Source organism: Polyangium spumosum (assembly GCF_009649845.1).
Taxonomy (GTDB): domain Bacteria; phylum Myxococcota_A; class Polyangia; order Polyangiales; family Polyangiaceae; genus Polyangium; species Polyangium spumosum.
Map to the genome: position 1 here is coordinate 90,629 of NZ_WJIE01000017.1, position 23,841 is coordinate 114,469.

16 protein-coding genes are annotated in these 23,841 nt (G+C 69.7%); 7 read left to right on the top strand and 9 right to left on the bottom strand.

Going from position 1 to position 23,841, the window contains the following annotated elements:
* Positions 1-39 precede the first annotated feature (39 nt).
* Complete coding sequence (locus GF068_RS36680) at positions 40-1,251, bottom strand: cytochrome P450 family protein (protein WP_153824203.1); 1,212 nt, start codon at positions 1,249-1,251, stop codon at positions 40-42.
* A 78-nt stretch (positions 1,252-1,329) separates the two neighbouring features.
* On the opposite strand from GF068_RS36680, the gene GF068_RS36685 reads away from it, so the two are divergent.
* Positions 1,330-3,174, top strand: a complete 1,845-nt coding sequence (locus GF068_RS36685; protein ID WP_153824204.1) for a TIM-barrel domain-containing protein — start codon at positions 1,330-1,332, stop codon at positions 3,172-3,174.
* A gap of 3 nt (positions 3,175-3,177) precedes the next feature.
* Here GF068_RS36685 and GF068_RS36690 read toward each other — a convergent pair whose 3' ends face one another.
* From GF068_RS36690 to parA, 4 genes are all read right to left on the bottom strand, one after another.
* Positions 3,178-3,639 carry a VOC family protein gene (locus GF068_RS36690; protein ID WP_153824205.1) on the bottom strand — a complete coding sequence of 154 codons (462 nt, stop codon included), beginning with the start codon at positions 3,637-3,639 and terminating at the stop codon, positions 3,178-3,180.
* 149 nt (positions 3,640-3,788) lie between these two features.
* Positions 3,789-5,177: a hypothetical protein gene (locus GF068_RS36695; RefSeq protein ID WP_170319887.1), complete on the bottom strand. Its 1,389-nt coding sequence runs from the start codon at positions 5,175-5,177 to the stop codon at positions 3,789-3,791.
* Positions 5,178-5,341: 164 nt separating this feature from the next.
* A complete protein-coding gene (locus GF068_RS36700) occupies positions 5,342-5,923 on the bottom strand; it encodes a hypothetical protein (protein WP_153824207.1) in 582 nt (193 codons plus the stop codon).
* A complete protein-coding gene (gene parA, locus GF068_RS36705) occupies positions 5,874-6,557 on the bottom strand; it encodes a ParA family partition ATPase (protein ID WP_153824208.1) in 684 nt (227 codons plus the stop codon). The genes GF068_RS36700 and parA overlap by 50 nt, the downstream gene beginning before the upstream one ends.
* Positions 6,558-6,636: 79 nt before the next feature.
* On the opposite strand from parA, the gene GF068_RS36710 reads away from it, so the two are divergent.
* Positions 6,637-7,581, top strand: a complete 945-nt coding sequence (locus GF068_RS36710; protein WP_153824209.1) for an STAS domain-containing protein — start codon at positions 6,637-6,639, stop codon at positions 7,579-7,581.
* Here GF068_RS36710 and GF068_RS36715 read toward each other — a convergent pair.
* On the bottom strand, positions 7,541-8,599 hold the full coding sequence (locus GF068_RS36715; protein WP_153824210.1) for a hypothetical protein: 1,059 nt from the start codon (positions 8,597-8,599) through the stop codon (positions 7,541-7,543). The two genes, GF068_RS36710 and GF068_RS36715, sit on opposite strands and share 41 nt — an antisense overlap.
* Before the next feature lie 87 nt (positions 8,600-8,686).
* Between GF068_RS36715 and GF068_RS36720 the strand changes: the two genes are divergently transcribed.
* The 5 genes from GF068_RS36720 to GF068_RS36740 all read left to right on the top strand — a co-directional run bounded on the left by GF068_RS36720 (position 8,687) and on the right by GF068_RS36740 (position 15,242).
* Positions 8,687-10,117 (top strand): SLC13 family permease, encoded by a 1,431-nt coding sequence (locus GF068_RS36720; RefSeq protein ID WP_153824211.1) that lies wholly within the window; start codon positions 8,687-8,689, stop codon positions 10,115-10,117.
* Between the two features lie 369 nt (positions 10,118-10,486).
* Positions 10,487-11,122: a hypothetical protein gene (locus tag GF068_RS36725; protein ID WP_153824212.1), complete on the top strand. Its 636-nt coding sequence runs from the start codon at positions 10,487-10,489 to the stop codon at positions 11,120-11,122.
* 249 nt (positions 11,123-11,371) lie between these two features.
* A complete protein-coding gene (locus GF068_RS36730; RefSeq protein ID WP_153824213.1) occupies positions 11,372-13,075 on the top strand; it encodes a serine/threonine-protein kinase in 1,704 nt (567 codons plus the stop codon).
* A 279-nt stretch (positions 13,076-13,354) separates the two neighbouring features.
* On the top strand, positions 13,355-14,167 hold the full coding sequence (locus GF068_RS36735; protein ID WP_153824214.1) for a PEGA domain-containing protein: 813 nt from the start codon (positions 13,355-13,357) through the stop codon (positions 14,165-14,167).
* Between the two features lie 16 nt (positions 14,168-14,183).
* On the top strand, positions 14,184-15,242 hold the full coding sequence (locus tag GF068_RS36740) for a PEGA domain-containing protein (RefSeq protein WP_170319888.1): 1,059 nt from the start codon (positions 14,184-14,186) through the stop codon (positions 15,240-15,242).
* A gap of 1,012 nt (positions 15,243-16,254) precedes the next feature.
* On the opposite strand, the gene GF068_RS36745 is transcribed toward GF068_RS36740, so the two are convergent.
* The 3 genes from GF068_RS36745 to GF068_RS36755 all read right to left on the bottom strand — a co-directional run bounded on the left by GF068_RS36745 (position 16,255) and on the right by GF068_RS36755 (position 23,798).
* A complete protein-coding gene (locus GF068_RS36745; RefSeq protein ID WP_153824216.1) occupies positions 16,255-17,652 on the bottom strand; it encodes a hypothetical protein in 1,398 nt (465 codons plus the stop codon).
* A gap of 19 nt (positions 17,653-17,671) precedes the next feature.
* Entirely contained in the window at positions 17,672-18,631 is a 960-nt protein-coding gene (locus GF068_RS36750; RefSeq protein WP_240807971.1) for a P-loop NTPase family protein, read from the bottom strand.
* Between the two features lie 175 nt (positions 18,632-18,806).
* Entirely contained in the window at positions 18,807-23,798 is a 4,992-nt protein-coding gene (locus GF068_RS36755; RefSeq protein ID WP_153824217.1) for an AAA family ATPase, read from the bottom strand.
* Between the last annotated feature and the right edge of the window lie 43 nt (positions 23,799-23,841).

Sequence of the window (23,841 nt, forward strand, 5' to 3'; positions counted from 1 at the left end):
ACCCCCTCTCATCCACGTGATGGGAGGGGGTTTTGCTTTTCAGAAGGCGACGGGCAACGCTTCGAGGCCGCGCACGATGTACGTCGGGCGCCAGCGCAGGGTGTGCGGGGCCGCGTCGAGGCGCAGGTCGGGGAGCGTTCGCAGCAGCGTGGCGAGCGCGATCTGCCCTTCGAGCCGCGCGAGCGGTGCGCCGAGGCAATAATGAATGCCCTGGCCGAAGGCGACGTGGCGGTTCGGGTCGCGCGCGAGGTCGAGTTTGTCCGGGTCAGCGAACTGGGAGGGGTCGCGGTTCGCGGAGGCGAGGACCACGAGCACGAGCTCGCCGCGGCGCATCCGGACGCCGCCGAGCTCGACCTCCTCGCGGGCATAACGCTCGGTGGCCATCTCGACGGGGTTCGTGAACCGCAAAAGCTCCTCGATGGCCGTCTTGAAGAGGGAGGGATCGCTCCGGAGGCGCTCGAGCTCGCGCGGGTGTTGCAAGAGCGCGAGCGTGCCGGAGGCGATGAGGTTCACCGTGGTCTCGTGCCCGGCGACGGTCAGGAGGATGATCATCGCGAGCAGCTCGTTCTCGCTGAGGCGGCTGCCCTCCTCCTCGACCTGCACGAGCGCGGTGAGCAGGTCGTCTCGCGGCCGCGCGCGCCTCTCCTTGATGAGCGCGCGCAGCTCCCGGATCACGAGCCAGAAGAGCGGCAACGAGAGCAGCATCTTCAGGTTCGAGGTGGTCTGCATCAAGGCGTTCGAGAATCGATGGAAGCGCGGGCGTGACGCCTCGGGCAGGCCGAGCAGCTCGGCGATCACGGTGAGCGGCAGCGGCAACGCGTAATCACGCACGAGATCCATCCGCCCGCGGGACGCGACCTTCGCGAGCAGATCGTCGGCGATCTGCTGCACGCGCCCGCGCATGTCCTCGACCCGGGCCGGGGTGAATGCCTTGTGCACGAGGTTGCGCAGGCGCCGGTGATCGGGCTCGTCGACGTCGAGCATGTTGCGCTGCAGCCCTGCGACGAAGTCCGGGACCCACGGCTGCTCGGCGAGCTGCTCGGGCGAGAGGACGGCCATGCGGTCCTTGAGGAAACGAGGGTCCTTGAGGACGGCGACGACGTCGTCGTATCGCGTGACCAGGTAGGCCGTGCGCCCGTCCTCGAGCTTCGTGGGATGGACGGGCGCTCCGGCCCGCAGGCGGGCGTAATAGGGAAATGGATTCGCCTTGAATCCGGGGTCGAGGATGTTCACCGGCGCGGGGTGGGTCATCGTGCGCCGAGCGTACCACGGGTACGGGGCGCGGGCAGGCGAGTGACAGGGGCGGACGAGGCGCGATAGGCTCGCCGAATGAAGATGGTCTCGCTCACGCGGTATACCTTGATGCCTTTGCCTCTCCTCGCGCTTGCCTTCTTCGGTTGCTCGGACGAGCCCGAGGCGAAGCCCCCGCCGCCGGTCCCGGTCGACCCTTGCGAGAGGCCCGCCGAGGACATCCCGGAGCCGGCGCGCCACACGCCGCGCTGGGCCTTCGAGCCGTGGATCTCGAAGGACATCTCCGACGGGGCCGACACGTACGCCTTCGTCGCGGGCTTCCGCGAGCGCGACATCCCCGTCGGCGCCGTGGTCCTCGATAGCCCCTGGGAGACCCATTACAACACGTTCGTCCCGAACCCCTCGCGGTACCCCGATTTCCAGAAGATGGTGGACGACATGCACGCGGACGGCGTGCGGGTCGTCCTGTGGATCACGAACCTCGTGAATTCGGTCTCGTACGACCTCGAGGCGGGCGGCGACGCGTACATGGGCCCCTCGCCGAACCTGGCCGAGGGCGAGGCGTGCGGGTATTTCGTGGAGGACGCGAATCGATTCTCGTGGTGGAAGGGCTCGGGCGCCGCCGTCGACTTCTTGAACCCCTCGGCCCGGTCGTGGTGGCACGAGCAGCAGGATCACGTGCTCGATATGAAGATCGACGGCTGGAAGATCGATTTCGGCGACAGCTACGTCCGCCTCGACACGGTGAACACGAAGGCGGGGCCCGTCCCGCACCAGACGTATTCGGAGGCTTATTACCAGGACTTCCTCGCGTACGGCGTCGCGAAGCGGGGCAAAGAGTTCGTCACGATGGTCCGCGCCTGGGATGAATCGTACGATTTCAAGGGCCGGTTCTTCGCCAGGAAGGAGCACGCGCCCGTCGCGTGGATGGGCGACAACCGCCGCGACTGGGTCGGGCTCGCCGACGCGCTCGACCACACGTTCCGCTCGGCGGCCGCGGGGTACGTGGTCCTCGGCTCCGACATCGGCGGCTACCTCGATCGCAACGACAAGGACCTTCTCGGCGAGGCGATCCCGCTCGACCCCGTGAATTTCGCGCGGTGGACGGCGATCGGCGCGCTCTCGCCGTTCATGCAGCTCCACGGCCGCGCGAACATCACGCCCTGGACCGTGCCCCAGAATGGCACCGAGGTCGTCGATGCGTATCGATTCTGGTCGAAGCTCCACCACGAGCTCGTCCCCTTCTGGTACAGCCTCAGCGAGGAGGCGTACGCGGGGGCGCCCGTCCCCGTGCGGCCCGTGGGCGCGGAGGCCGAATGGCCCGGCGATTATCGGTACATGCTCGGCGACGCCCTCCTCGTCGCGCCGCTGCTCGACGGCACCGGCAAGCGGGACGTCCTCTTGCCGCCGGGCGCGTCGTACGTCGATTTCTGGACGCAATCGGAGGACCCGATCGCGGGCGGGACGACGGTATCCGTCGATTACTCGAACGATCTGCGCAAGGTGCCGCTTTATTTCCGGCTCGGCGCCATCGTGCCGATGCACGTCGCGGACGAGGTCACGGGGCTCGGCAATACTTTCTCCGGCGGCAAGCTCACGCTGCTCGTGTTCCCGGCCTCCACGGAGACGAGCTTCTCCCTGCACGACGCGGACGACATGGTGACCGTGGTGAAGACGTCCACGAACGCGGACGGCTCCTTCGTGTCGATCTCGCGCACGCTCGGGGATACGCTCTTTCGCGTCCGCAGGGACGGCAAGCCCGCGGCGGTGCTCGTCTCCGGGAGCATGGTCCCGGAGCACGCCACGCGGGACGCCTTCGACGCCGCGAATGCGGGCTGGTTCTTCGAGCCGGAGACGCGCTCGGCGTGGGTGAAGGTCCCCGCGGCCGCCGGGGAGACCACGATCTTCCTCCAGGCGCCCTGACGATCAGGCCGTCTTCGGGTCGCGGAGCCGCTGGTAAAACCACCAGTGGTGGCCGCCGATGTCCACGCACTCGTATCCGCGGTCCGACCAGTATTCCTCGCCGTAATCGACGGTCTCCGGCTCCTTGACGATCCGCGCGCCGGCGGCCCGGGCCCGCGCGCAATGTGCCTCCACGTCGTCGACGTACACCATCATGTTCTGCGTGTTCGCGCCGCCGATCTGGTTCGGGGCCCGCGTGTGCGGGAACTTCTCCGGCTTCGGGTGAGCGACCATGACGAGCCCGTCGCCGTAAACGAGCTCCGAATGCTCGACGCTCCCGTCCTTGCCCTCGACGAGCAGCCGCACCTGGAAGCCGAAGGCGCGGCAGAGCCATTCGATCGCGGCGCGTGAGTCCTCGTAATAAAGGGCGGACGAGATGCGGGGCCAGTTCGAAGGTGCCGGCTTCGACGGTTCAAGAATGCTCATGGGGGTTCCCTCCTCTTTCGAGCGAAGGGGAGCATTCCGAAGACCCGCGTTCGCGTCAAGGCCCTCGGGCGCGGCGGGGAGGTTTTTCCGGGGAGAACGGGCGGCGCGGCGGGGAGCACGCCCGAGGGGCGCGCTCCCCTTCGCTTCGTTCACTCGAGCGTGATCGACAGGTTGTAGAGCGCGCCGGAGTAGCCGTAGGTCGAGTTCGAGACCTTGATGTAATACTTGCCCGCCCCCGGGAGCGGGGCGCTCGTGAAGTCCTCGTGGTAGTCCGAGTCCTCGCTCACGCCGAGCGACGTCATGCAGTCCGGGCCCACGAGCTCGACGACCGTGTCGGTCTGCGCCTCGCCGGGCGACGTGACGACGTGCAGCACCTTGCCCACGTCCGCCTCGGCGATGTCGACGACGAGCCAGTCCTGGTCGTCCTTGTCCGACATCTTGAACGCGTCGAGGGTCGCCGGCAGCGAGGCGACCGCTTGCGCCTCCGCGCAGGCGTTGTTCGGCTCGGTCTCGGCCGGGACGAGCTCCTTGACCTCGACGTTGACCGCGTAGTTCGACGCCCCCGAGTTGTCCCAGTACACGAGGTAGATCGGGTCCGCGCCGACCTCGAGCGACGGGGCCACGGCGAAGTCGATGATCTCGGCGAACTTGCCGCTCGCCGGCAGCACCGCGAAGCCCGGCCGGGCGTTCGGCGAGTCGGCCGTGGCCTCGACCGTGATGACCTTCCCCGGGCCCGAGGGCGTGTACTGGAACAGGAGCGACGCGAGCGGCTGATCGACCGTGCCGCTGACGCTCATGCCCGGCGCGAGCGCGACCGGCGTGCGCGCCTCGATCTGCAAGCTGCCCGACGCGGGCGAGATGATCTCCTCGCCGCTCGGGCCGCTCTCGATCGAGATGTCCGCCGGCCCGGCCGGCACGTTCACGTCCGTGAAGAGGATCAGATCGGCGCCGTAGAGCTGCACGTCCTCCACGTCGCCGGAGACGCCGGACGAGCCCGACACGAAGACGTTCGTGTACACGATCGGCGTGAACAACCCGTCGCCGGTCGAGGTCAGGTCGAGCGGCGTGGAGAGGTCCTTCATCTTCGCGCTCGCCACGAGGATCGAGCCCTGCGCCTGCGTGCCGGTGACCAGGACATCGAGCGGCGCGTCGAGCGTGAAGGCGCCCTTGTAGGTGACCGTCGAGCTGCCCTCGGTGACGTTCACGTCACGCGCGCCGGCGGCGGCCGACGCGTCGATCTCGATCGTCGCGACGATCGCCGTGGGGCTCGCGACCTTCTTGTCCACGACCGTGACGCCCGGCCCGAAGTCGACGGTCGTGGCCTCGGTCCAGGCCGTGTTGAACCCGCTGATCGTGACGTCCGCGCGGCGCGAGATGAACGCCTTGCCCGGCGTGATCCCGTTGATGCTCGGCTCCGTGCTCGGCCCCTCCCGCCCCGGCGGCCCCGCGGGCCCTTGCGGGCCGGGATCGCCGCTGCAACCCAGCGCGAACAGCGTGACCAGCGACAACGACAGCAGACCGATTCGGCTCTTTCGCATGAGAAGAAGCTCCTCGTTCAGTAAGGGAGACGATAGGCCGGCGACGGCCGGACCGGCGCCGGGCGGGCATGTTCGGCGCAAAGGCGAGGCGCTTTCAACCGTTGTGCAAGATTTCCGCCGGGCAGCGGGGTGGATGACGCCCGACGAAAATGGAACGTGGAGGACTACGCCGTCGCGGCGTATCCGCGCCGACGGACGACATCGAGCAGGATACGCCCGATTTCGACGATCTGACCGATACGACGCGGCGGCCATTCCACGTGCGGGAAGGGCGCGCTCCCCCAGAACGCGGACGGGCGCGGGGGCGGGGCCGCGGAGGAGGCGGGAGCGCCCTCCGAGGCGCCGGCGCCGAGGCGCGGGGCGAGGTGATTCGTGAGGGCCTCGCCGATGACGTTGCTCAGGTCGCGGTCGTGCTGAATGCAATGGACCGTGAGGCGCTCGGCGAGCTCGGGCGTCAGGTAAATGGTCACCGGGCGCAGCGGCACGCCGCCCACGACGGTCGGCTCGGCGGGCGCGGCGGCGGGCTCCGCGGGCGCCTCCACGCGCGTGGCGGTCGCGACGACGGCGCTCTCCGGGACGGGCGTGACGCTCTCCGGGACGGGCGTGGTCTCGGTCGATTTCGCGCGGCGAGCGCGCTTCGGCGCCGCGGCCGTCGGCGCGGGCGCCTCGTCCCCGCTGACGAAAGCGTCGATCGATTCAGGCGACGGCGGCTTGCGGAGCGAAACCGCGACTTGCTTCTTGGCCATGGTGGAACCTCGTGAGCTCGTCGAGCAATTGGTGAATCTCTCTGGCGGAGGCGTCGCGCGGGGCGTACGTGGTCACGCCCTTCCCCACGGCGATCGCCTCCTGATAAGCCACGCGAAACCCGAGCTCGGCGCCGAGCACCGGCAGGCCCGAGGTCTCGAGCACGGCGCGCGCGCTCTTCGCGAGCGCGGTGCGGCCCTGCTTGCGGGTGATGAGCACGCACCCCGCGAGCTTGTCCCGGAGCGCGCTGGCCTCGCGGAACACCTCGATCGCGGAGGCGAGCGCCCACGCGTCGGCCGCGGTCGGGCCGCAGGGGAAGACGGCGATGTCCGCGACCATGAGCGCTGCCCGCGAGATCTCGCCGTGACGCGGCGGGCAATCGATGATCGTGAGGTCGTACGCGGGGGAGACGGAGTCGAGCTGCCCGGGGCGATGCATCTGCGCGCCCATGGCCACGATCGTCGGCGTCGCCTGGCCCGCCTCGCTCGCGACCTCGCCCCACGTGCGCACCGTGCCCTGCGGATCGGCGTCCACGAGCAGCACGCGTTTCCCCCGCGCGAGCGCGGCCACGGCGAGGCTCACCGCCGTGGTGCTCTTGCCGATCCCACCCTTCTGTCCGGTGAGCGCGATGATCATGTTGCCCCCCTACCGGAAGCGACCTGGAAGGGCCCAATTTTTGGCGACGCGCCGCGCCGACCGCCTAGGATGATCGATCGTGGGGAGCGAGGACGGGGGGACGACCGAGGAGCGCGTCGCGGCGCTCGAGCGAACCCTCGCCGAGAGGGAGCGCGACATCGAAGCTCTCCGCGGCGAGCTCGCGCGCCTCGAAGCGGACAGGGAGGCCGGATCCGCGGCGCTGCGGAGGGTGAACGCGGAGAACCGGATCTTCGGCGCGCTCGCCGAGCACGCGGCCGACGCGGTCGTGATCGCGAGCCCCGAGGGCGACGTGACGCGCGTGAGCCCGGCCTATCGCAAGATGTTCGACGCAGGCGACGAGGTGATCGGCCTGCCGCTCGTCGACGTGATCCGGCCGAGCGACACGCCATCACGCGAGGCGCTCTACGCGGCCCTCGTGGACGGGAGCTCGTACCGAGGGATCCTCTCGCTGCGCGGCGCGGACGGCGCGCCCTTGCCGGCGCAGGTGGACTGTTACGTGGTGCGCGCGGGCCCCGAGGAGGTGCTCGGCCTCGCCGCGATCATCCGCGACCTGTCGCTCGAGCAGCGGGCGGTGGTGGAGCGCGCGGCGCTCGAGGCGAGGGTGATCGCATCGCAGGACGCGCTCATCCGCGAGCTCTCGACGCCACTCATGCCGATCGCCGAGGGCGTGATCGCGATGCCGCTCGTCGGCTCGATCAGCGACGCGCGCGCGCAGCAGATCCTCGACGTGTTGCTCGCGGGGATCCAGGCGCAGCGGGCGACGACGGTGATCCTCGACATCACGGGCGTCTCGATGGTGGACACACACGCGGCGAACGCGTTGATCTCGGCCGCGCAGGCGGCGCGGCTGCTCGGCGCGCGGGTGATCCTCTCGGGCATCGGCCCGGCCGTGGCGCGGACGCTGGTGGACCTCGGCGTGGAGCTCTCCGGGATGACGACGAAGGGCACGCTCGCGGCGGCGATCACGGAGGTGATGCGGACGCGGGGCGCGCGTCGGCCTTGAGCTTCCCCTGCCGCGCCGCCGCGATCGTCGGCCACGCGAGCACCACGATCGCGAGGAGCACGAGCCCCGCCCCGGCGAGCTCGCTCATCGGCGTCGCCCGACCGAGCCCGAGCAGCGCGAGCGTCGCCGAGGCGAGCACGCCGGCGAGCACGCTCGACGCGCGGTTCACCGGCACGCAGAACGCGTTCTCGCGCCCGTCGAGCAGGATGAGCGCGCCGAAGATGCCCGTGCCCTGCGAGAGCAAGCCGATCCCGATCGCCGGCAGGAGCGCGCCCGCGCTGCCGAGCGACACGAACCCCGAGCGCAGCGCCTCGAGCGCCGCGCCCTTGCCGATCAGCGCGCCCACGGCGAGCGTGAGCACCACGACGGGCGTCGCGATCATCTGCTCCTCGACGAAGTAACGGAGCATGACGTCCGGGTCGTCGGACTTCGCGAGCTTGCTCATGAAGCGCAGCCGGAAGAAGTAACTCGCGAGGTAAGCGGCGACGTCGATCGCGGCGATCAGGGTGAGCTCGTAGCTCGCGCCCGTGCCGAGCGAGACGACGAGCGAGGCGAGGCTCAAGCCGAGCGCGACCCACGAGACGATCCGCACGCGCCTGCCGGAGAGCACGTCGACGAAGGGCGCGAGGACGAGCACGCCGCCGCGCATGAGCAACATCATGAGGACGATCGAGACGCCGTCGAACGTGTACGCGAGCGTGGTCGTCGGGATGATGACCGCGGTGGCGACACCCGAGAGGAAGGTCCAGCGCGTGGGGAAAGGGACGCGGAGGCCGAGGACGGTCCGATGCGTGGCGTACCGGAAGAGGCCACGCCACGAGAGGAAGACGAACATGCCGACGAGCGAGGCGATCGTCGTGACGGGCAGGAGCTCGGCGCCGGAGACCACGCGTGTCATGCCGGGGATCCGGCCCTGCGAGGCGAGCTTCGTGAGCGCGCTGTAGGGCCAGTAGCAGGCGAAATAGCCGAAGGCGTAGAGCCAGATCCGGGCGTCGTGGGCGGGGCGAGCGTCGGGCACGAGGGGGCGAGGATGCACCGCCCCACGCGCGAAGCAAAGCGCGGAGAGGCGTGTGCGTCGCGGCCGGCGGGCGGGTAAGAAGCGGCCATGTCGCGGGAGCTTCCCAGGGTCTCGAACCTCGCGCCCCTCGTGTTGCGGGTCGATCCACGCGCGCTCGTCGGGGTCACGTTGGCGATCGTCGGAGCCGTCGCGGCGCACCGCGGCTGGCTCGCCGCGCCGCTCGGGCTCGCGCGGCCTGCGGAGATCACGCTCGGCATCGTGATCGTCGCGGCCGCGCTCTGGCTCACCGAGGCGGTGCCGCTCTTCGTCACGAGCCTCGTCATCCTGGCGCTCGAGCTCGTCTGGCTCTCGCCCGCGCTCGACCCCGCGCGCCACGGACCGACGCTCTTCTTGAACGCGTTTTTCTCGGACGTGACGCTCCTCTTCCTGGGCGGCTTCGTGCTCAGCGTGGCCATCGAGCGCACCCAGCTCGATCGGCGCATCTCGCGCTTGATCCTCCGCCGCGCGGGCACGTCGCCTCCGCGCATCGTGCTCGCCATGATGATCGCGACGAGCGTGATCGGCGTGTGGATGAGCAACACGGCCGCGTGCGCGCTGATGCTCGGCCCGGCGGCGGCGATGCTCGCGCGTGTCCCGCCGGGGGACGGGTTCCGCAAGGCGCTGCTGCTCGGCATCGCGTTCTCGGCGAACCTCGGCGGCCTGGCCACGCCGATCAGCTCGCCGCCGAACGCGATCGTGATGCGTTACCTCGACGCGGAGGCGCCGAGCTTCGTCACGTGGATGGCGCTCGCGGTGCCGCTCCAGGTGGTGCTGCAGCTCATCCTGCTCGTCTACCTCGGCCGGCGTTACCCGAGCGGCGTGAAGGAGATCGTGCTCGACGACGGCGAGCCGCTGCAGCCGTTTGGTCGTCCGCAGGCGCTCGTGCTCGGCGTGTTCGTGTTGACCGTGGCGGGCTGGGTCTTCGGCGGCGCGCTCTCGCTGACCTCGGGCACGGTCGCGCTGCTCCCGGTCGTGATCTTCTTCGGCACGGACCTCCTGCGCGCGCCGGACCTGCGCGCGTTGCCGTGGGACGTGATCCTCCTCATCGGCGGCGGCCTCGCGCTCGGCGCGGCGGTCGAGCAGTCGGGGCTCGCGACGTGGGCGACGCAGCGGCTCCCGACGGCGGGGCTGCCGCCCTTCGTGGTGATGGGCGTGGTGGCGGTCTTCGCGGTGGTGGTCTCGTCCGTCATGAGCAACACGGCCGCGGTGAACCTGCTCGCGCCCGTGGTGATGGGGCTCGAAGGCGTGCCGCACGCGCCGCTCCTGCTCGTCGCGGCGTTCGCGTGCACGCTGTCGATGCCGCTGCCCGTGAGCACGCCGCCGAACGCGATGGCATACGGCTTCCGCGTGGATGCATCGAGCAAGGGCGAGTTCACGGCGCGGGACATGATCGCGCCGGGGATGTTCATCACGCTCGTGGGGCTCGTGGCGCTCGCGGCGTTCACGCGGTTCTGGTTCACGAGGTTTCTGGGGGGCTGAGCGGGCGGCGGGGCGCCTCGCGCGGCCGAGCTCTCTCCTCGCACGCGCCGGGAGGCGCTCCCCACGCCCCGAGTAAAGCGAGCCACATCACACGCCTTCCTTCCCACGGGTTTGCGGTTCGCTCCGACGGATGTGCGGTTCGGTCCTGCGGCCGTGCCGTTGGCTCCCGCGGCCGTGCCGTTCCTTCGCACGAAGGTGCGTTTTTCTCGTGCGCACTCGCGCCGGCTCTCCGCACCACCGCCCGACCTTCCCGAGCGACCCCTCCTCGCGCACGTACAGCAGCACGGTTCTGCCTCCCGATTCGACGACTTCCTGATACCGTCCACACGGAACCAGCACACGCACGCTGGTGTGGAGGCAAGGGAGAACATGGGTGCGATCGATTACAAGCGTTTTCATCGGCTCCTGACGCGTTGTCAGGAGCTCGGCACGGACGCGAATGCGCCGATCGTCGTGAGGCGCGTGTATGCGGACGTCTTGAAGGCCCCGGCGGATACGTTCCTCGCCGCGCAGAAGTCCGTGTCGGCGGGCGAGAGCGCGGCCGCGAAGGAGGACTCCGAGGCCTCGACCGCGCTCGAATCGATCGACAAACCCTATCGCGAAGCGCGCGCCGTCACGCTGGCCTACCTGCCCACGCTGAAGGTGCCGGACACGCTGAAGCGTCAGCCGACCGATACCGACAAGGTGACCGCGATCGAGGAGCTGCTCGACGCGATCGACGATCACCTGGGGACGCCATGGGCCGACGAGGTCCTGAGCGGCGAATTCGGCAAGCGCGCGCCTCTGGCGATCAAGGAGATCAGCGAATCGGTGGAGGCAAACAAGGACCTCGGCAGCGCCAAGCAAGCACGCGCAGCAGCGTACGGGCCGGCCTACGAGAAGTATCTCGCGTTCAAGCGCGTGGTGCGCGAATCCCACGGGCCGGCGTCGAAGGAGTACAAGCGGATTCATCTGCGGGCGGGCGCAGGCGGGGAGGAGGAGGAAGGGCCGGGCGGGGAGGGTTGAGGGGCGATCGCCCCGAGCCCCTCAACCAGAACGCGACTTCGGGACGGCGGCGGGGGCCCGATTCAGAATGCCCGCAACGCAAACGCCATTGCCCCCGATATCAACCCCATTGAATCCGAAGGGGGCTTCGATTCCCGGGAAGCCCCCGGCATAACGCGGAGCACGCGTCGAGGGCGGATCCCCACAATCGCCGGCAGGCTGCTGGGCGACGACGAACCCGGTGGTAGGATCGCCGACCGAGAGGGCAGCATGAAGGTCGGAGACGTCGTCCGAGGCGAATACAAGCTCGTCCGTCCAATCGGTGACGGCGCGATGGGGGCCGTGTGGGAGACGCTGCACGAGCCCACGGGGAGGCGCGTCGCGCTCAAGTTGATCAAGAGCCAGGATGAGCACCTCCGGAGGCGCCTCGTCCGAGAGGCTCGCCTCTGCGGGCAATTGCGTCACCAGAATATCGTGGAGCTCTACGAGGCGGGTGAGACGGAGAAAGGTGATCCCTTCCTCGCCATGGAGCTCCTGACGGGGGAGACCGTCGCGGCGCTCTTGCAACGACGACACACCCTTTCGTCCAGCCTCACCGCGCGTATCGGGCGGGACGTGGCGTACGCGCTGTCCGTCGCGCACGAGGCGCGGATCGTTCATCGCGACCTGAAGCCCACGAACATCTTCCTTCACCGGGACAGGGCGACGAGCGATTGGTACGTGAAGGTCCTCGATTTCGGCGTGGCCAAGCAGATCGACGGGCAGGACAGTTGCCTCACGCAGACCGGGGGGGTCGTCGGGTCCCTGGCCTACATGAGCCCCGAGCAGCTCTGCGTGGCCAAGAACCTCGATCATCGCACGGACATCTGGTCGATCGGCGTGGTGATGTTCGAGATGATCGTTGGCGTCCGCCCCTTCGGGGGTTCGACCGAGGATCTGATTCACGCGATCTTGACCGAGGACGCCCCGCTCGTGTCGCGGCGTGTGCGTCACGTCGACCCGGGCCTCGCCGAGATCATCGCGCATTGCCTCACGCGTGACCGGCAAAAGCGCATTGGCTCGGCGCTCGAGCTCGCCGCCATGCTGGAGGCCTGCACGCGCGGAGGCTCGCTCGCCGACGAGCTCGGAGCCGCCCCCCCGGACTCGGGCGAGGCCACACGGGTGATGCCCTCCAAGGCAGCGCCGCCACTCGACGGGAACCGGAGGTTGACGGCGAACGGCACGGTGGTGCTCGGCCCCGAGGAGCTCGCGGCAAACAAGCGTCAGCCTCGCGCGGAATCGCAGCCGGAGCCGACGACAGCCGTCCTCGCCGCGACAACGCCGCTCCCGGAGCTCCCGGAGACCCCGCCTGGGTCCTCGCGGCGCGGGAGCGCGGACGGTCCGGAGGAGGCGCCGCCGGGGACGTCGTCCATCGACGGGGTGGTCCGGTGGGTCGCGCCGCCGCGCCCGGGGAGCATTCCGGAGATCATCCCATCCGCACCGATGGCCCCCTCCGCGTCGACCACGCCGCAGGTCCGGCGATCCGTCATCGATATCAAGGTGGCGACGGGTTTGCTCGTCGGGGCGCTGGGCCTTCTGGCCTTCGCGGTGGTACGCGACAAAGCCTCGACGGCGACGCCTCCCGCGATTGCGCCCGCGGCGGTAGCGCAAGCTCCCATGGACGTTGCGCGCCCGGGCGAGGCGCAAACGGGCGCGGCGATCCCGCCCGCGCTGGAGCCACCAACAGCGCCGGCCCCGACGGTCGCGCCCATACCCAACACTCCCGATCCAGCCTCGACGCCACCCGCGAAGGCAGACGCGCACGACGCGCCAAAGCGGGACGCCACGACGGTCAAAGCGAAGGAGCCGGGCGTCAAGGTGCCCGTTCCGAACCGAGGCGGAACTCCAGCGCCACCGAAGCCCAAGCCTCCGCAGCCTGGCGCGAAGGGACCCATCGTCAAGGGCACGAAGCGCTTCATCCCGGACTCCCTTTAATGGGACCACGTCGAGGGCGATCGGCCCCGCGCGACGACGACCCCATTTGCTGGATTGGCGCCGCAATCGTGTCATAAAAGCCTCGTGGTCAACACGAGAAAACAAGGCAAGTTCGGCGCGAACGCTCCCCGTGATACGCGCTCGGAATCAACGGCAGACGCAATCGTGGGGCGAGGCATTCGGCGCGCCCCTCGCTGGGCGCTCGTGGCGGGTTTCCTCGTGGGCATCTCTTCCGTGACCCCCGCATGGGGCGCCGGACCGGCGGGTACGGCCTCCGTCATGGAAGAACAGAAGCGCCATTTCAAAGCAGGCGTGGCTGCGGCCGACGCGGGAGACTGGGCGCAAGCGGACGTGGAGTTCGCCGCGGCCTGGGACGTAAAGCCTCACTACAAGATCGCCTGGGCCCGGGGCGGGGCGAAGATCGAGCTCGGCAAGTATCGCGAGGCGACGGCCCAGCTCGAGGCCTGCCTGCGCGAGGGTACGAAGATGACCAAGGCCGAGCGAAAGCAGGTCGAGGAGCTGCTCGCGGAGGCGCGCGCGAAGCTCGTGAAGCTGCACATTCGCCTGAGCGTACCGGGGGCGGAGATCCGGGTGGACGGAGAGCCCGTGGGGACGTCGCCGCTCGAGGCGGACGTGATCGTCGATCCCGGGCAAAGGAGCATCGCGGCGACGAAGCCCGGGGTGAAATTCGTCCCGGTGACGCTCTCGGTGTCACCCGGGCAGGCGATGAACGTGGACATCGAGGTCGAGCCGCCGCCTCCCGCTCCTCTTCCCGTGAAAAAGGACGCAGCAAAGCCCGCGGAAGGCGGCGGTTGGAAGCCGTGGGTCGTGGGCGCAGGGACAGCGGTGGCCGTCACGGGCATCGGGACGGGCGCTGCGATCCTGGCGCTCACGCCGGCGGAGTCTTGGGACGAGAACATGAAATGGGCGATGACATCCTTCGCCGTCGGGGGCACGGCGGCGATCGGCGCGATCATCGTGGGGGCGCTGTGGGCGACGGAGAAGAAGCCGGCCGCGCAGAGGAGCGCGGTGTGGGTCGCGCCCGTGGTGAGCGGGCGGGAGAATGGGGTCTGGCTGGGCGGGGCGTTCTGAAGGCGAGATTCTTACCATGACAACGATGTCGAAGGCGCCCTTGCGTTCGGCCGCGCTCGCGGCTGCGGTGTCGGCGCTCCTGGTCAGCAGCGCGGGGATGGCGTCCGGGCCGGCGGACGCGGCACGAAAACACTTCAATGCCGGGCTCGTGGCGAGGGGAGCCGGTCACTGGGACGAGGCGTATGCGGAGTTCACGCGGGCGTATCTGCTCAGCAAGGAGCCGAGGTACGTCGCGAACCTCGGCCTGGCGGAGCTCAAGGTGGGCAAACCTCGCGCCGCCGTCGCGCACCTCTCGTCGTTCCTGCGCGAGGCCATCGACGCGAGCGACGAGGATCGCATGCTCATCGCGAAGCTCTTGCTCGAGGCACGCTCGAAGCTCGGGGCGCTCCGGGTTCGCGTGGACGAGCCGGGGGTGGAGGTGCTCGTGGACGGCGTCGTCGTGGGGCGAGGGCCCTTGATGGAGGTGCTCGTCGAGCCGGGGCCGCGGAGGGTGACGGCGCGGAAGCCGGGGGTTCGGTTCGCCACGGAGACGGTCGACGTCCGGCCGGGGGATGCGCCGCGGGAGATGCGAATCGGGCGGGAGGTCGCCGGGGTCGGTCCGGTCGAAAGCCACGGGGCGGGAGGCGCTACGAAGCCGGCGGAGCGACCGACGAACTGGAAGCCGTGGGCGATTGCAGGGAGCGCCGTGGTGTCGGCTGCGGGGTTCGGGCTGGGGGCCGGGATGGTGCTGCACGCGAACGGGCTGGCGAGTGAGGCCAATGCCACGGCCAAGAAGGCGGAGGAGGAAGCACGAAAGGAGCTGTGGGAGACGCCGCTGGAGGCGGGCGATCCGAGGACCGTCGAGGTGTGCGCGGGCGTGAGGCAGGAGATGTGTGACTCCTACGATAGCCTCAGCGCTCGCCATGCCGAAGCCGTCCGCTGGGCGACGGCCGGTTTCATCGTGGGAGGTGTTGCTGCTGCGGCGACGATCACGCTGTTGCTATTGCCGAATGCCGAGCAGAAGCGCTCGAGCATGACGGTCCTGCCCGTCCTCGGCGACGGGGTGCGTGGGATCGGGGTTGTGGGTTCTTTCTGACCGGGGGCTTATGATGAATCGGACGACGATCGGGGTTCTGCTGGTCGCGGGGTTGCCCGTCGGCGCGGTTGGTGTCTACGGGGTCGGATGTACGACGATTCGAGAACAGGAAGACCTGGCACCCCTCGAGTGGAAGTGCGAAGCGGACGATGGGAATCCGTGCACGAAGGATTTTTGCGTCGATGGGGGGACGATGTTCGTGCCGCTCGACGCTGGGACGGTGGTGGAAAGTGACGCCGGGCCGTGCCAACGATTCGAGTGCGTTGACGATGGAGATGGGGGAGTCAAGGAACAACTAGTGGATCTCGACGCGGGAACAACGTGCCCGCTCAGTGAGATGTCGGGCTTCTGCCATGCGGGCAAGTGCGTCGAGTGCACGAGCGATGCCCAATGTGGCGGCGGCCAATGCAACACCCAAACGAACATGTGCATGCGAGCCGACGGCTCCCCATGTACGGAGCCAGCGCAGTGCCAAAGCAACCATTGCGCGGACGGGGTCTGCTGCAACAACGCCTGCACGGGCACGTGCGAGGCCTGCAACCTGCCAGGGAGCCAAGGGAACTGCTTGCTTGTCAAGTGGACAAAAGACACTGACACATGCAATGGTCCTAGGTCATGCAATGACAGCGGAGCGTGCTTACTCGACAATGGTGAAGCTTGCGATGAGGGGGACACGTGCCTGGGAACCGTCTGCCGTGGGGCGTGCGGCCTGAACCCTAACATACCGTGCACGACGGACGGCGACTGCACAAAATGCGACTACCAGCTCGGCACGTGCACAAGCAACGAACAAAAAGAGTGCGGCGTACACAATGACTGCCTTGGTACCGACGCGTGTGAAGCCAAGGTATGCCTAGCTTCGCCGGATCACCCGTGCGACCCCCATAGAAATAGCCAACAGTGCTCAGTTGCTAACAAATCTTGCAAGCCCTGCAACGCGGCAGGGTGCAAAGCAGAGTATACTTGTCAGTAATGTAAGCAGGGCCGATCAGTTCTACACCGGCCCCTCCCCTCACTCCGGACAATCCCCCAACACCCCCGGCTTGCACGGCTTCTTCCCCGTCGGCGCCGGCGTCTTCGTCGGCGCCGGCTTGCTCCCCTTCCACGTCGTACCCGCGCCAGGCCGCACGCCCGTAGCTCCCGCCGGCCTCGGCGCCGACGTCTTCGCCGTGTGCGCATGGCCCGGCGCCTTCTTCTTCGCCTCAGGCCCCGGCACCTCGTCGGCCTCCGTCGCCTCCTCCTCCGTCACCCGCACCGGCGCAGGCGTCGACAGGGCCGGCGGCGCCTCCACCTCGGGCTCCGGCTGGCCTTGCAGCACGGCCGCGCCGATGCCTGCCGCCGCGACCAGCGCAATCCCGAGAAATGCCACCCACCCCCGACGCCGCGGCGCCCTCCGCACCGTCGCCTCCGCGTCCTCCCGGTCCGGCGCCGCCCCTCCGCCGCGCGCCTTCTCCTCCACACGCGCCCCCGAAAGCTCCGCGCCTCGCCTCCACTCCGGCCGCGCGCCAGGCATGCCGTACTTCTGCGTCGGACGCGCGCCGAAGAGCCGCAGCGCCAGCTCCTCCTCCGCTTCCGGTAGCTCCTCCAGGCGATGCACCGCGATTCCCTCCTCGGGTACACCCGCCTCGCTCGCCGGCATCAGCCGCACCGTCAATCCGCCCGGCAGGTCGGACTCGCGGCCATCCGAGACCGCCGTCCACTTGACGTCCGAGCGATACAAAATGGCAGCGATCCGCGACGCGGCCCGCGCGAGGTCCTCGAACGACGCGCCATCCGCGTGCAGGACCACCACGCGGCGCGGCTGCGTGACGCCCGCCGCAGAATACCGGAGGCCCGTCTTGCTCGGTCCCGGGATCGGCAGGTCCGTGAAGTCGTTCGTGTATCCCTCGAGGAGACCGCGCGCTCGCTCGGCTTCGGACACGCAACGCGCATACGCATGGTAAAACCCGCCGTCCTCGGCGTTCGGGCGCGTGCCCGAGAAGACCCGCCGCTCGAACGCGAGGGACGCGTCGAGGATCGCATTCGCGTCGAAATCGCGGTCCACCATCGCAATCGCGTGCGAGAACGAAGGAGCCAGCCTCCCGGCGTGGTCGCGGGCGCCTCGAATGCGCAGGCTCACGATGAACGCGAGCCCGCCGTGCCCGGGCTCGTGGTGCGAGTCGTCCCGCGAGAGGTTCCCGATCGCGAACGCCGAGCCCCCGACGCCGCGCGGCTCGATGAACATGAGCAGCCGCGACAGGTGGCCGAAATGCTGGCGGGACAGCGGCCCGTCCGCCATGGTCGGCCGGTAGATGAAGTCGATCTCGTGCCCAGGCACGTTCCCGTGCAGGAAGTGATGAAAAGCCGCGCCCTTCGGCGCCTCGTACGTCGGCACCACGTAACCGGTGCCCCGGTCGCTTCGGTTGTCCATTCGATTCACCCACCAGAGCTCAAGCAGCGCGCGCCTTCCCCCGCGAGGCCGGCAGAGGCGCGGTCTTCTCCTCCGCCTCCACCGCCGCAGCCGTGTTCAAGCGCTGCAAGAGCTCGCTGTCGTAGGCGCTCTTCGGGAGAATTCGCTCGACGAAATGCGAAAACAGGAGGTGCGTGCTGTGACCATAGCTCGCCGACCCCACGAAGACACGAATGTCGAGCTCCGAGGAGTACCGCTGGAGGTTCTCGATCAGCGGCGCATAGAGCTTCTTCGCCTGCTCCTCCACCTCCGCAGGCGTCCCGGGCAACACATCGCTCTTGTTGATGAAGAGCACGACCGCCTTGCACGAGGCCAGCGTCTTGCGGCCGAAGAAATACTTGAGGGTCTGCGGCTGGAACTCGCGGAGCTGCTCCTCGACCCGCGCCGGATCGACCCGCTTTCCGTCCTTGCCCGCGAGGTCCGCCACGATCAGGAGCCCGTGAATCTCGTCCACCATGAGCTCGTGGAGCGCGTCGACGATGTGCTCGCCGCCCCAGTCGCCTACCTCGAAGACGTGATGGGTCATGATGTCATTGTCGAGCACGTGGCTCACGGTCCGCTCGTAACGCTCGATCTTCGTCCCCTCGAGCACCCCGAGGTCGACGAGGGGATTCGACCATTTCAACGTGAGCGAAGTCTTGCCCGTCGCCTTCAGCCCGAGCGTCAAGATCTTGTACGTCTTGCGCGTGATCCTCGGCCGCTTGGCGAGCTCCGCCTCCAGCCACCCGACCTTCTGCTCCAGGTGCTCGAGCCAGCCGTCTTTCTTCTTGTCCTCGTCCACGACCACGAGGAGGTTGTTCGAGAGGGCTTTCTGTTCGGCTTGCAATCGCTCGAGCTGCCGGTCTCGCTCGAGGAGATCCTCCGACAACCGCTGGGATCGGGCCACCACGAAAAGAAGCGCGGCCCCGAGGCCGAAAATCAAAACGCACACGATTCCCATCGTCAGAGACATTCCGCCCTCCCACCCAATACAAATGTCGTCTCGAACGGGTGTGCACGGCCGTCGATTGTGAATTCGACACCCCCCGCCGACGCGGGGAGTGTAGCGCGCTCCGCCAATGAGGCAGGTCATCCCCGCAGGGAAGATGACGAACGACCCAGACGATCACGCCTCGCTAACGCTTGCCGCGCAGCCCCATCGCAAACGCGATCCCCGCCTGCAAGCTCCCCTTCGTCACGATCCCCTGAAGCTCCGCCGAGCTGCCCACGAGCGACCGCGCCACGTCTGCGCGCATCCCCGTCAGGATCGCCTGCGCCCCGAGCAGCTTCAGCGCCGACGCCGTTCGCACGAGCGCCTCCGCGATGTACACGTCCCCGCCCTTCACGCCCGTCACGTCGAGGATCACCGCCCGCGCCCCTCGCCCCGACGCGCCCCGCAGCGCCGCGCCCATCACCTCGTCCGCGCGCGCTCGGTCCATCGTCCCGATGAGCGGCATCACCACCACGTCGTCCGTGATCGGGATGATCGGCGTCGACAGCTCCGCCAGGCGCTCGCGTTGCACCTCGATGATGTGCGCCTGGAGCGACTCGCGCTCGAGCTCGGTGATCATCCGCTGCTCGAGCTCGAGGCGTAGCTGCTCCGCGGTCTCGTTCGCCTCTCGCGTCCGCCGCGCGACCTCCTCCTCGAGGTTCTCGTTCGTGCGGAGCAGCTCCTCCGTCACCCGCTGCACCTCCGTGTAGAGCAGCGCGCTCTCCACCGCGGCGCCCGCTTGCGAGGCCAGGAAGTCCACGAGCGTCAGGCGCGCCGGCACGAACGCCTCGGTCGCGAGCGCGTGCTCCAGGTAGATGATCCCCACGAGCCGGCCCTTGTGCAGCATCGGCGTGCACAGGATCGAGCGCGGCGCGCGGGCCACCATGTAACGGTCCTTCACGAAGCGCCGATCCGAACGCGCGTCGCCGAGCAGGAGCGGCTCGCGCGTGCGCCGCACGTACTCCACCACCGTCAGAGGCAGCTCGTCCGTCTCCTCCGCCAGCACGCTCGGGCCCGCCGTGACGCGCTCGGGCTCCACCACCATCGTCGCCTCGACCCAGAGACGACCCCCCCGCTCGATGAGCAACATGCCCCGGTCCGCGCCCGCGCTCTCGATCACCGCGCGCACGACACGCAAGAGCACGCGCTCGAGCAGGATCTCTCCGGCGATCGCCTGCGCCGCGCGGATCACCGTCGCCGTGTCGAGCGTCGCGAACGAACGATCGCCGGGGCTCGAGTTCGCCGGCAGGTCCCACGGCGGCGACTCGTTCTCCCAGAGGTCCTCGTACCGCGCCGCGATGTTCTCCACCTTCGCGCGCGCGCCCCAGCGCTGGTAGGCCTTGCGCGCTTCGACCACGTAGGCGCGCGCGAGGCGCTTGCGGCCCCGCGCGACGTGATGCTCGGCGGCGCGCTCGCTCGCGAGCGCCTCGTCCTTGATGAAGCCGTGCTCCGTCGCGCCCGCGATCGCCGCCTCGAAGAGGTCGATCGCCGCGGCGTCCCGCCCCTCGGCGCGCGCGCGCTCGGCGCGGACGAGGTCGAGCCGGTGCTGGTAGGTCTCCGGGCAGCTCCGCGCGAGGGCCACGAGCTCGGCCTCGCGCCGGTCGAGATCGGCCCGGCGACGCGCCTGCTCCTCGGCGCTGCCCGCGCCGAGCCGCGCCGCCGCGACGAGCGCGCCGTGGAAGACGATCTCCGCCGCGTAGTACTGCGCGATGACCGTGGGCAGCAGCGCCTCGGCCTCGGCGGCGGCCTTCTCCGCGAGCTCGAGGTCGTGGAAGAGCAAGCCGAGCTCGAGGCGCGCGGCGTGGTAGCGGCACGCGATGAAGGGCAACCTCTTCTCGACCAGCGAGGCGACGTACGAGGCCTCTTCGAACTCGCGATCCGAGAGCGAGATCCGCCCACGCGTCCGGCCACGCAGGCAACGGATGAGCTGGTACATGATCCGCAGGTACGCCTCCGACGTCGCGTCCCGCGTCTTCTGCATCAGCGTGAGGAAACCCTCGGCCTCCTGCTCGACGACCGCGAGGTCCTCGCCGATCCCGAGCCGCACCATCGTGGTCGAGAAACACGCGTACGACAGGAACGAGAAGTCCCCCGTCGCGAGCCCCTCGCGTTGCGCGCGCTCGAGGTACGGCAGGCACGACGAGAGCGGGCGGCGGAACGGCTGCAGCGTCGCGCCCTGGTTCAGGTAGACCCGGCAGGCGATGTTCGGGCTCGGCAGGCGATCGTGCAGGCGCAGCGCGATCTCGCCCATCCGGTAGGCCTCTTCGTACCTTCGCGCCGCGACCAGGCTCATGCCGTACGCCGAGAACCCGTACGCGGAGAGCTCCGTCGGGCCCCACGCGAGCGTCGCGCGCACCATCCGCGCGCACACGTAAAACAGGAGCGAAGGCGAGGTGCCGTAGGCCGCCGCCACGAGGTGCATCAGCGTCCGGAGCACCGCGCGCCGGCGCGCATCTTCGAGCGGCGCGGCCGAGGTGATCGACTCGACCGAGCGCGGCTCGAGCTCCGCCGCGAGCTCGGCCTGCTCGCGCGCGAGCTCCGCATCGAGGTCGGCCTCGTCGGGCAACGTCTCGCCGAGAAGCGCGAGCGCCTCGCGGCCGACACGCACCGCGTCCGCGAAGCGGCCCTGCGTCACGTAGAGGACCACGAGCAGGTCGTGCACGCTCGCCCGGTCGACCACCGAGTCCGCGTGCGAGAGCAGCAGCGCGAAGAGCTGCTCCGCCTCGTGGAACTGGCCCGTCAGGTAGGCGCACGCCGCGCGGTCCCGCGCGAGCGCGAACGTGAGGAACGGCTGCTCCTCCCAGCCGCGCTCGCCGACGAGCTCCATGCCCGTCGCGAGGTAACCGATCGCGGCCTCGTACGCGGCCGCGCCCTTCGCTTGTTGCCCGCCGTCGAGCGCGAGCCGCGCGACCTCCAGCCGCTCGACCGGATCGGTCAGCGCCGAGGCGCCCTTGCTCATGTGCAAGAGCAGCTCGAAGAGGCCCTCGCCCTCCGCGCCGATCTCGTCGCGCAGCCGCCGCCCGATCGCGAGGTGCAGCTCGGGCACCTCGTCCGGGCGCAGGAGCGAGTAGGCCGCTTGTTGCACCCTGTCGTGCGAGAACCGGAACGCGCGCGGCGCGACCGGCTTCGGAGGGCTCGACTTGCGCGCGCCCGGGGGCCGCACGCGCACGGGCAGGACGAGGCCTTCGCTCAGCGCCGAGGCGAGGTCGCTGCGCACGTCGGCCTCGGCGCGACCGGCGAGCGCCGCGAGCGCGTCGATCTGGAACTCGTGCCCGAAGACCGACGCGAGCACGAGCGTCCGCCGCGCGGGCGGCGAGAGGTCGCCGATCTTGTCGAGCAGCAGCGTGACGATGTCGTCGGTGACCGTCTCCTCGATCCGCGCCTCGTCCGCGACCACGACGCCCGTCGCCGGGTCGACCTCGACGAGCCCCTCGCGGACGAGCGTGCCGAGCAGTTGCCGGATGAACAGCGGGTTGCCGCTCGTCTTGCTCCAGAGCAAGACGCCGAGCGACTCCACGTCCGCGAGGTCGCAGCCGAGCAGCCCCGCGACGAGCGCGCGCACGTCCGAGGGGCGCAGCGGCCGGAGCTCCACCTTCGAGACCGGCACGCCTTGCCACTCGACCTCGTCGATCACGCGCCCGGCGGCGCGGAAGCCGTCGCCGTCCTCGCGCCCGCGGAACGCCGCGAGCACGAGCAGGTAACTCGACTGCGGATCGGCGAGCAGGTCCCGCAAGAGCTTGAGCGACGCGGGGTCGGCCCACTGGAGATCGTCGAGGAACAGGAGCACCGGCCGGCGCCGCGTGAACACCGACAAGAAGCGCTGCACGACGAGCGCGAACCGGTTCTGCGACTCGATCGGGCCGAGGTCCGGCGCGGCCTCGGTGGGCCCGAAGAGCAGCCCGACCTCGGGCACCACGCGCGTGACGAGCTCCGCGTTCGGCCCGAGCGCCACGTCGATCTCGCTGCGGATCCGGGCGAGCTCGGACTCGCTCTCCGTGAGCGCCGCGCGCACGAGCTCGCCGAGCGCGTGGCCGAAGCCCGAGAACGGCAGGCCCTGCCCGATCGCATCGAACTTGCCCGTGACGATGTAGGCCTCGTCGGGCCCGAGCCGCGTGGCCGCGTCGAGCACGAGCGCGGTCTTGCCCATGCCGGCGGCGCCCTGGATCACGAAGAGCTCGCGCCCTCCGCGTCGCGCTCGTTCGATGGCCGAGGCGAGCGCCTCGCGCTCCGCGTCGCGACCGTAGAGCCGCACCGCCGTCGCCAGCATCGTCGGCCGGTCCTGCCCGCCGAGCGGGAACGGATCGATGCGGCCCGATTTGCGCAGGCGCAGGAGGCACGTCTCGAGGTCGGCCACGAGCCCACGCGCGCTCTGGTACCGGTCGTCGGCGCCCTTCGCGAGCAGCTTCAACACGATACGCGACACGGCCGGCGGCACGTTCGGCTCGAGCTCGTGCGGCGGCTTCGGCGTCCGCGCGAGGTGCGCGTGCACGAGCGTGACCGGGTCCTGCGTGGTGAAGGGCGGCGAGCCCGTCAGCATCTCGTAGAACACGGCGCCGAGCCCGTAGAGGTCGGCGCGATGGTCCACCGGGCGGTTCGTGCGGCCCGTCTGCTCGGGCGGCATGTACGCGAGCGTGCCCTCGGGCGCCTGCGGGTTCGGCGCGCGTAGCGACTCCTCGCCGACACGCGCGGCCGAGGTGAAGTGCAGGAGGAAGAGGGCGCCGTCTTCCTCGCGGAAGAGCACGTTCTTCGGGGCGATGTCGCGGTGGACGATGCCGTGCGCCCCGATCGTGGCGAGCGCGCGTCCGAGCGCGATCGAGATCTCCAGCGCGCTCTCGATCCGCAACCTCCGCGACGCGAGCAGCTCGGCGAGCGTGACGCCGCCGGGATCGGCGCGCAGCAGGGCGAAGACGTCGCCATGCTCCACGAGGCCGAGCGTGCGCGGGACGATGGTCTCGCCGAGGTCCTTGGCGATGGCGTGGGCCCTTCGGATCCGGGCGCGCTCCTCGCCGCGGGCGCGGGCGCGCGCCGTCTCGACGAGCACGGGCGTGCCGTCCTCGAGGTGGCCGCGATGGAGGGCGAAGCGGGCGTCCTCGGCGAGGGTTGCGAAGATGGTGCAGCCGGGAAACTCGGGAGCCATGCGGGGGCAGCCTCCGCTGGGGGGCGACGTTCGGCCGGAACGA

Bases quoted from the DNA above. Each gene is read 5' to 3' on its own strand.
- GF068_RS36690 (WP_153824205.1), bottom strand. From the start codon at position 3,639: ATGAGCATTCTTGAACCGTCGAAGCCGGCACCTTCGAACTGGCCCCGC.
- GF068_RS36680 (WP_153824203.1), bottom strand. From the start codon at position 1,251: ATGACCCACCCCGCGCCGGTGAACATCCTCGACCCCGGATTCAAGGCG.
- parA (WP_153824208.1), bottom strand. From the start codon at position 6,557: ATGATCATCGCGCTCACCGGACAGAAGGGTGGGATCGGCAAGAGCACC.
- GF068_RS36730 (WP_153824213.1), top strand. From the start codon at position 11,372: ATGAAGGTCGGAGACGTCGTCCGAGGCGAATACAAGCTCGTCCGTCCA.
- GF068_RS36750 (WP_240807971.1), bottom strand. From the start codon at position 18,631: ATGGGAATCGTGTGCGTTTTGATTTTCGGCCTCGGGGCCGCGCTTCTT.
- GF068_RS36740 (WP_170319888.1), top strand. From the start codon at position 14,184: ATGACAACGATGTCGAAGGCGCCCTTGCGTTCGGCCGCGCTCGCGGCT.
- GF068_RS36720 (WP_153824211.1), top strand. From the start codon at position 8,687: ATGTCGCGGGAGCTTCCCAGGGTCTCGAACCTCGCGCCCCTCGTGTTG.
- GF068_RS36725 (WP_153824212.1), top strand. From the start codon at position 10,487: ATGGGTGCGATCGATTACAAGCGTTTTCATCGGCTCCTGACGCGTTGT.
- GF068_RS36700 (WP_153824207.1), bottom strand. From the start codon at position 5,923: ATGGCCAAGAAGCAAGTCGCGGTTTCGCTCCGCAAGCCGCCGTCGCCT.
- GF068_RS36735 (WP_153824214.1), top strand. From the start codon at position 13,355: ATGGAAGAACAGAAGCGCCATTTCAAAGCAGGCGTGGCTGCGGCCGAC.
- GF068_RS36695 (WP_170319887.1), bottom strand. From the start codon at position 5,177: ATGCGAAAGAGCCGAATCGGTCTGCTGTCGTTGTCGCTGGTCACGCTG.
- GF068_RS36685 (WP_153824204.1), top strand. From the start codon at position 1,330: ATGAAGATGGTCTCGCTCACGCGGTATACCTTGATGCCTTTGCCTCTC.
- GF068_RS36755 (WP_153824217.1), bottom strand. From the start codon at position 23,798: ATGGCTCCCGAGTTTCCCGGCTGCACCATCTTCGCAACCCTCGCCGAG.
- GF068_RS36745 (WP_153824216.1), bottom strand. From the start codon at position 17,652: ATGGACAACCGAAGCGACCGGGGCACCGGTTACGTGGTGCCGACGTAC.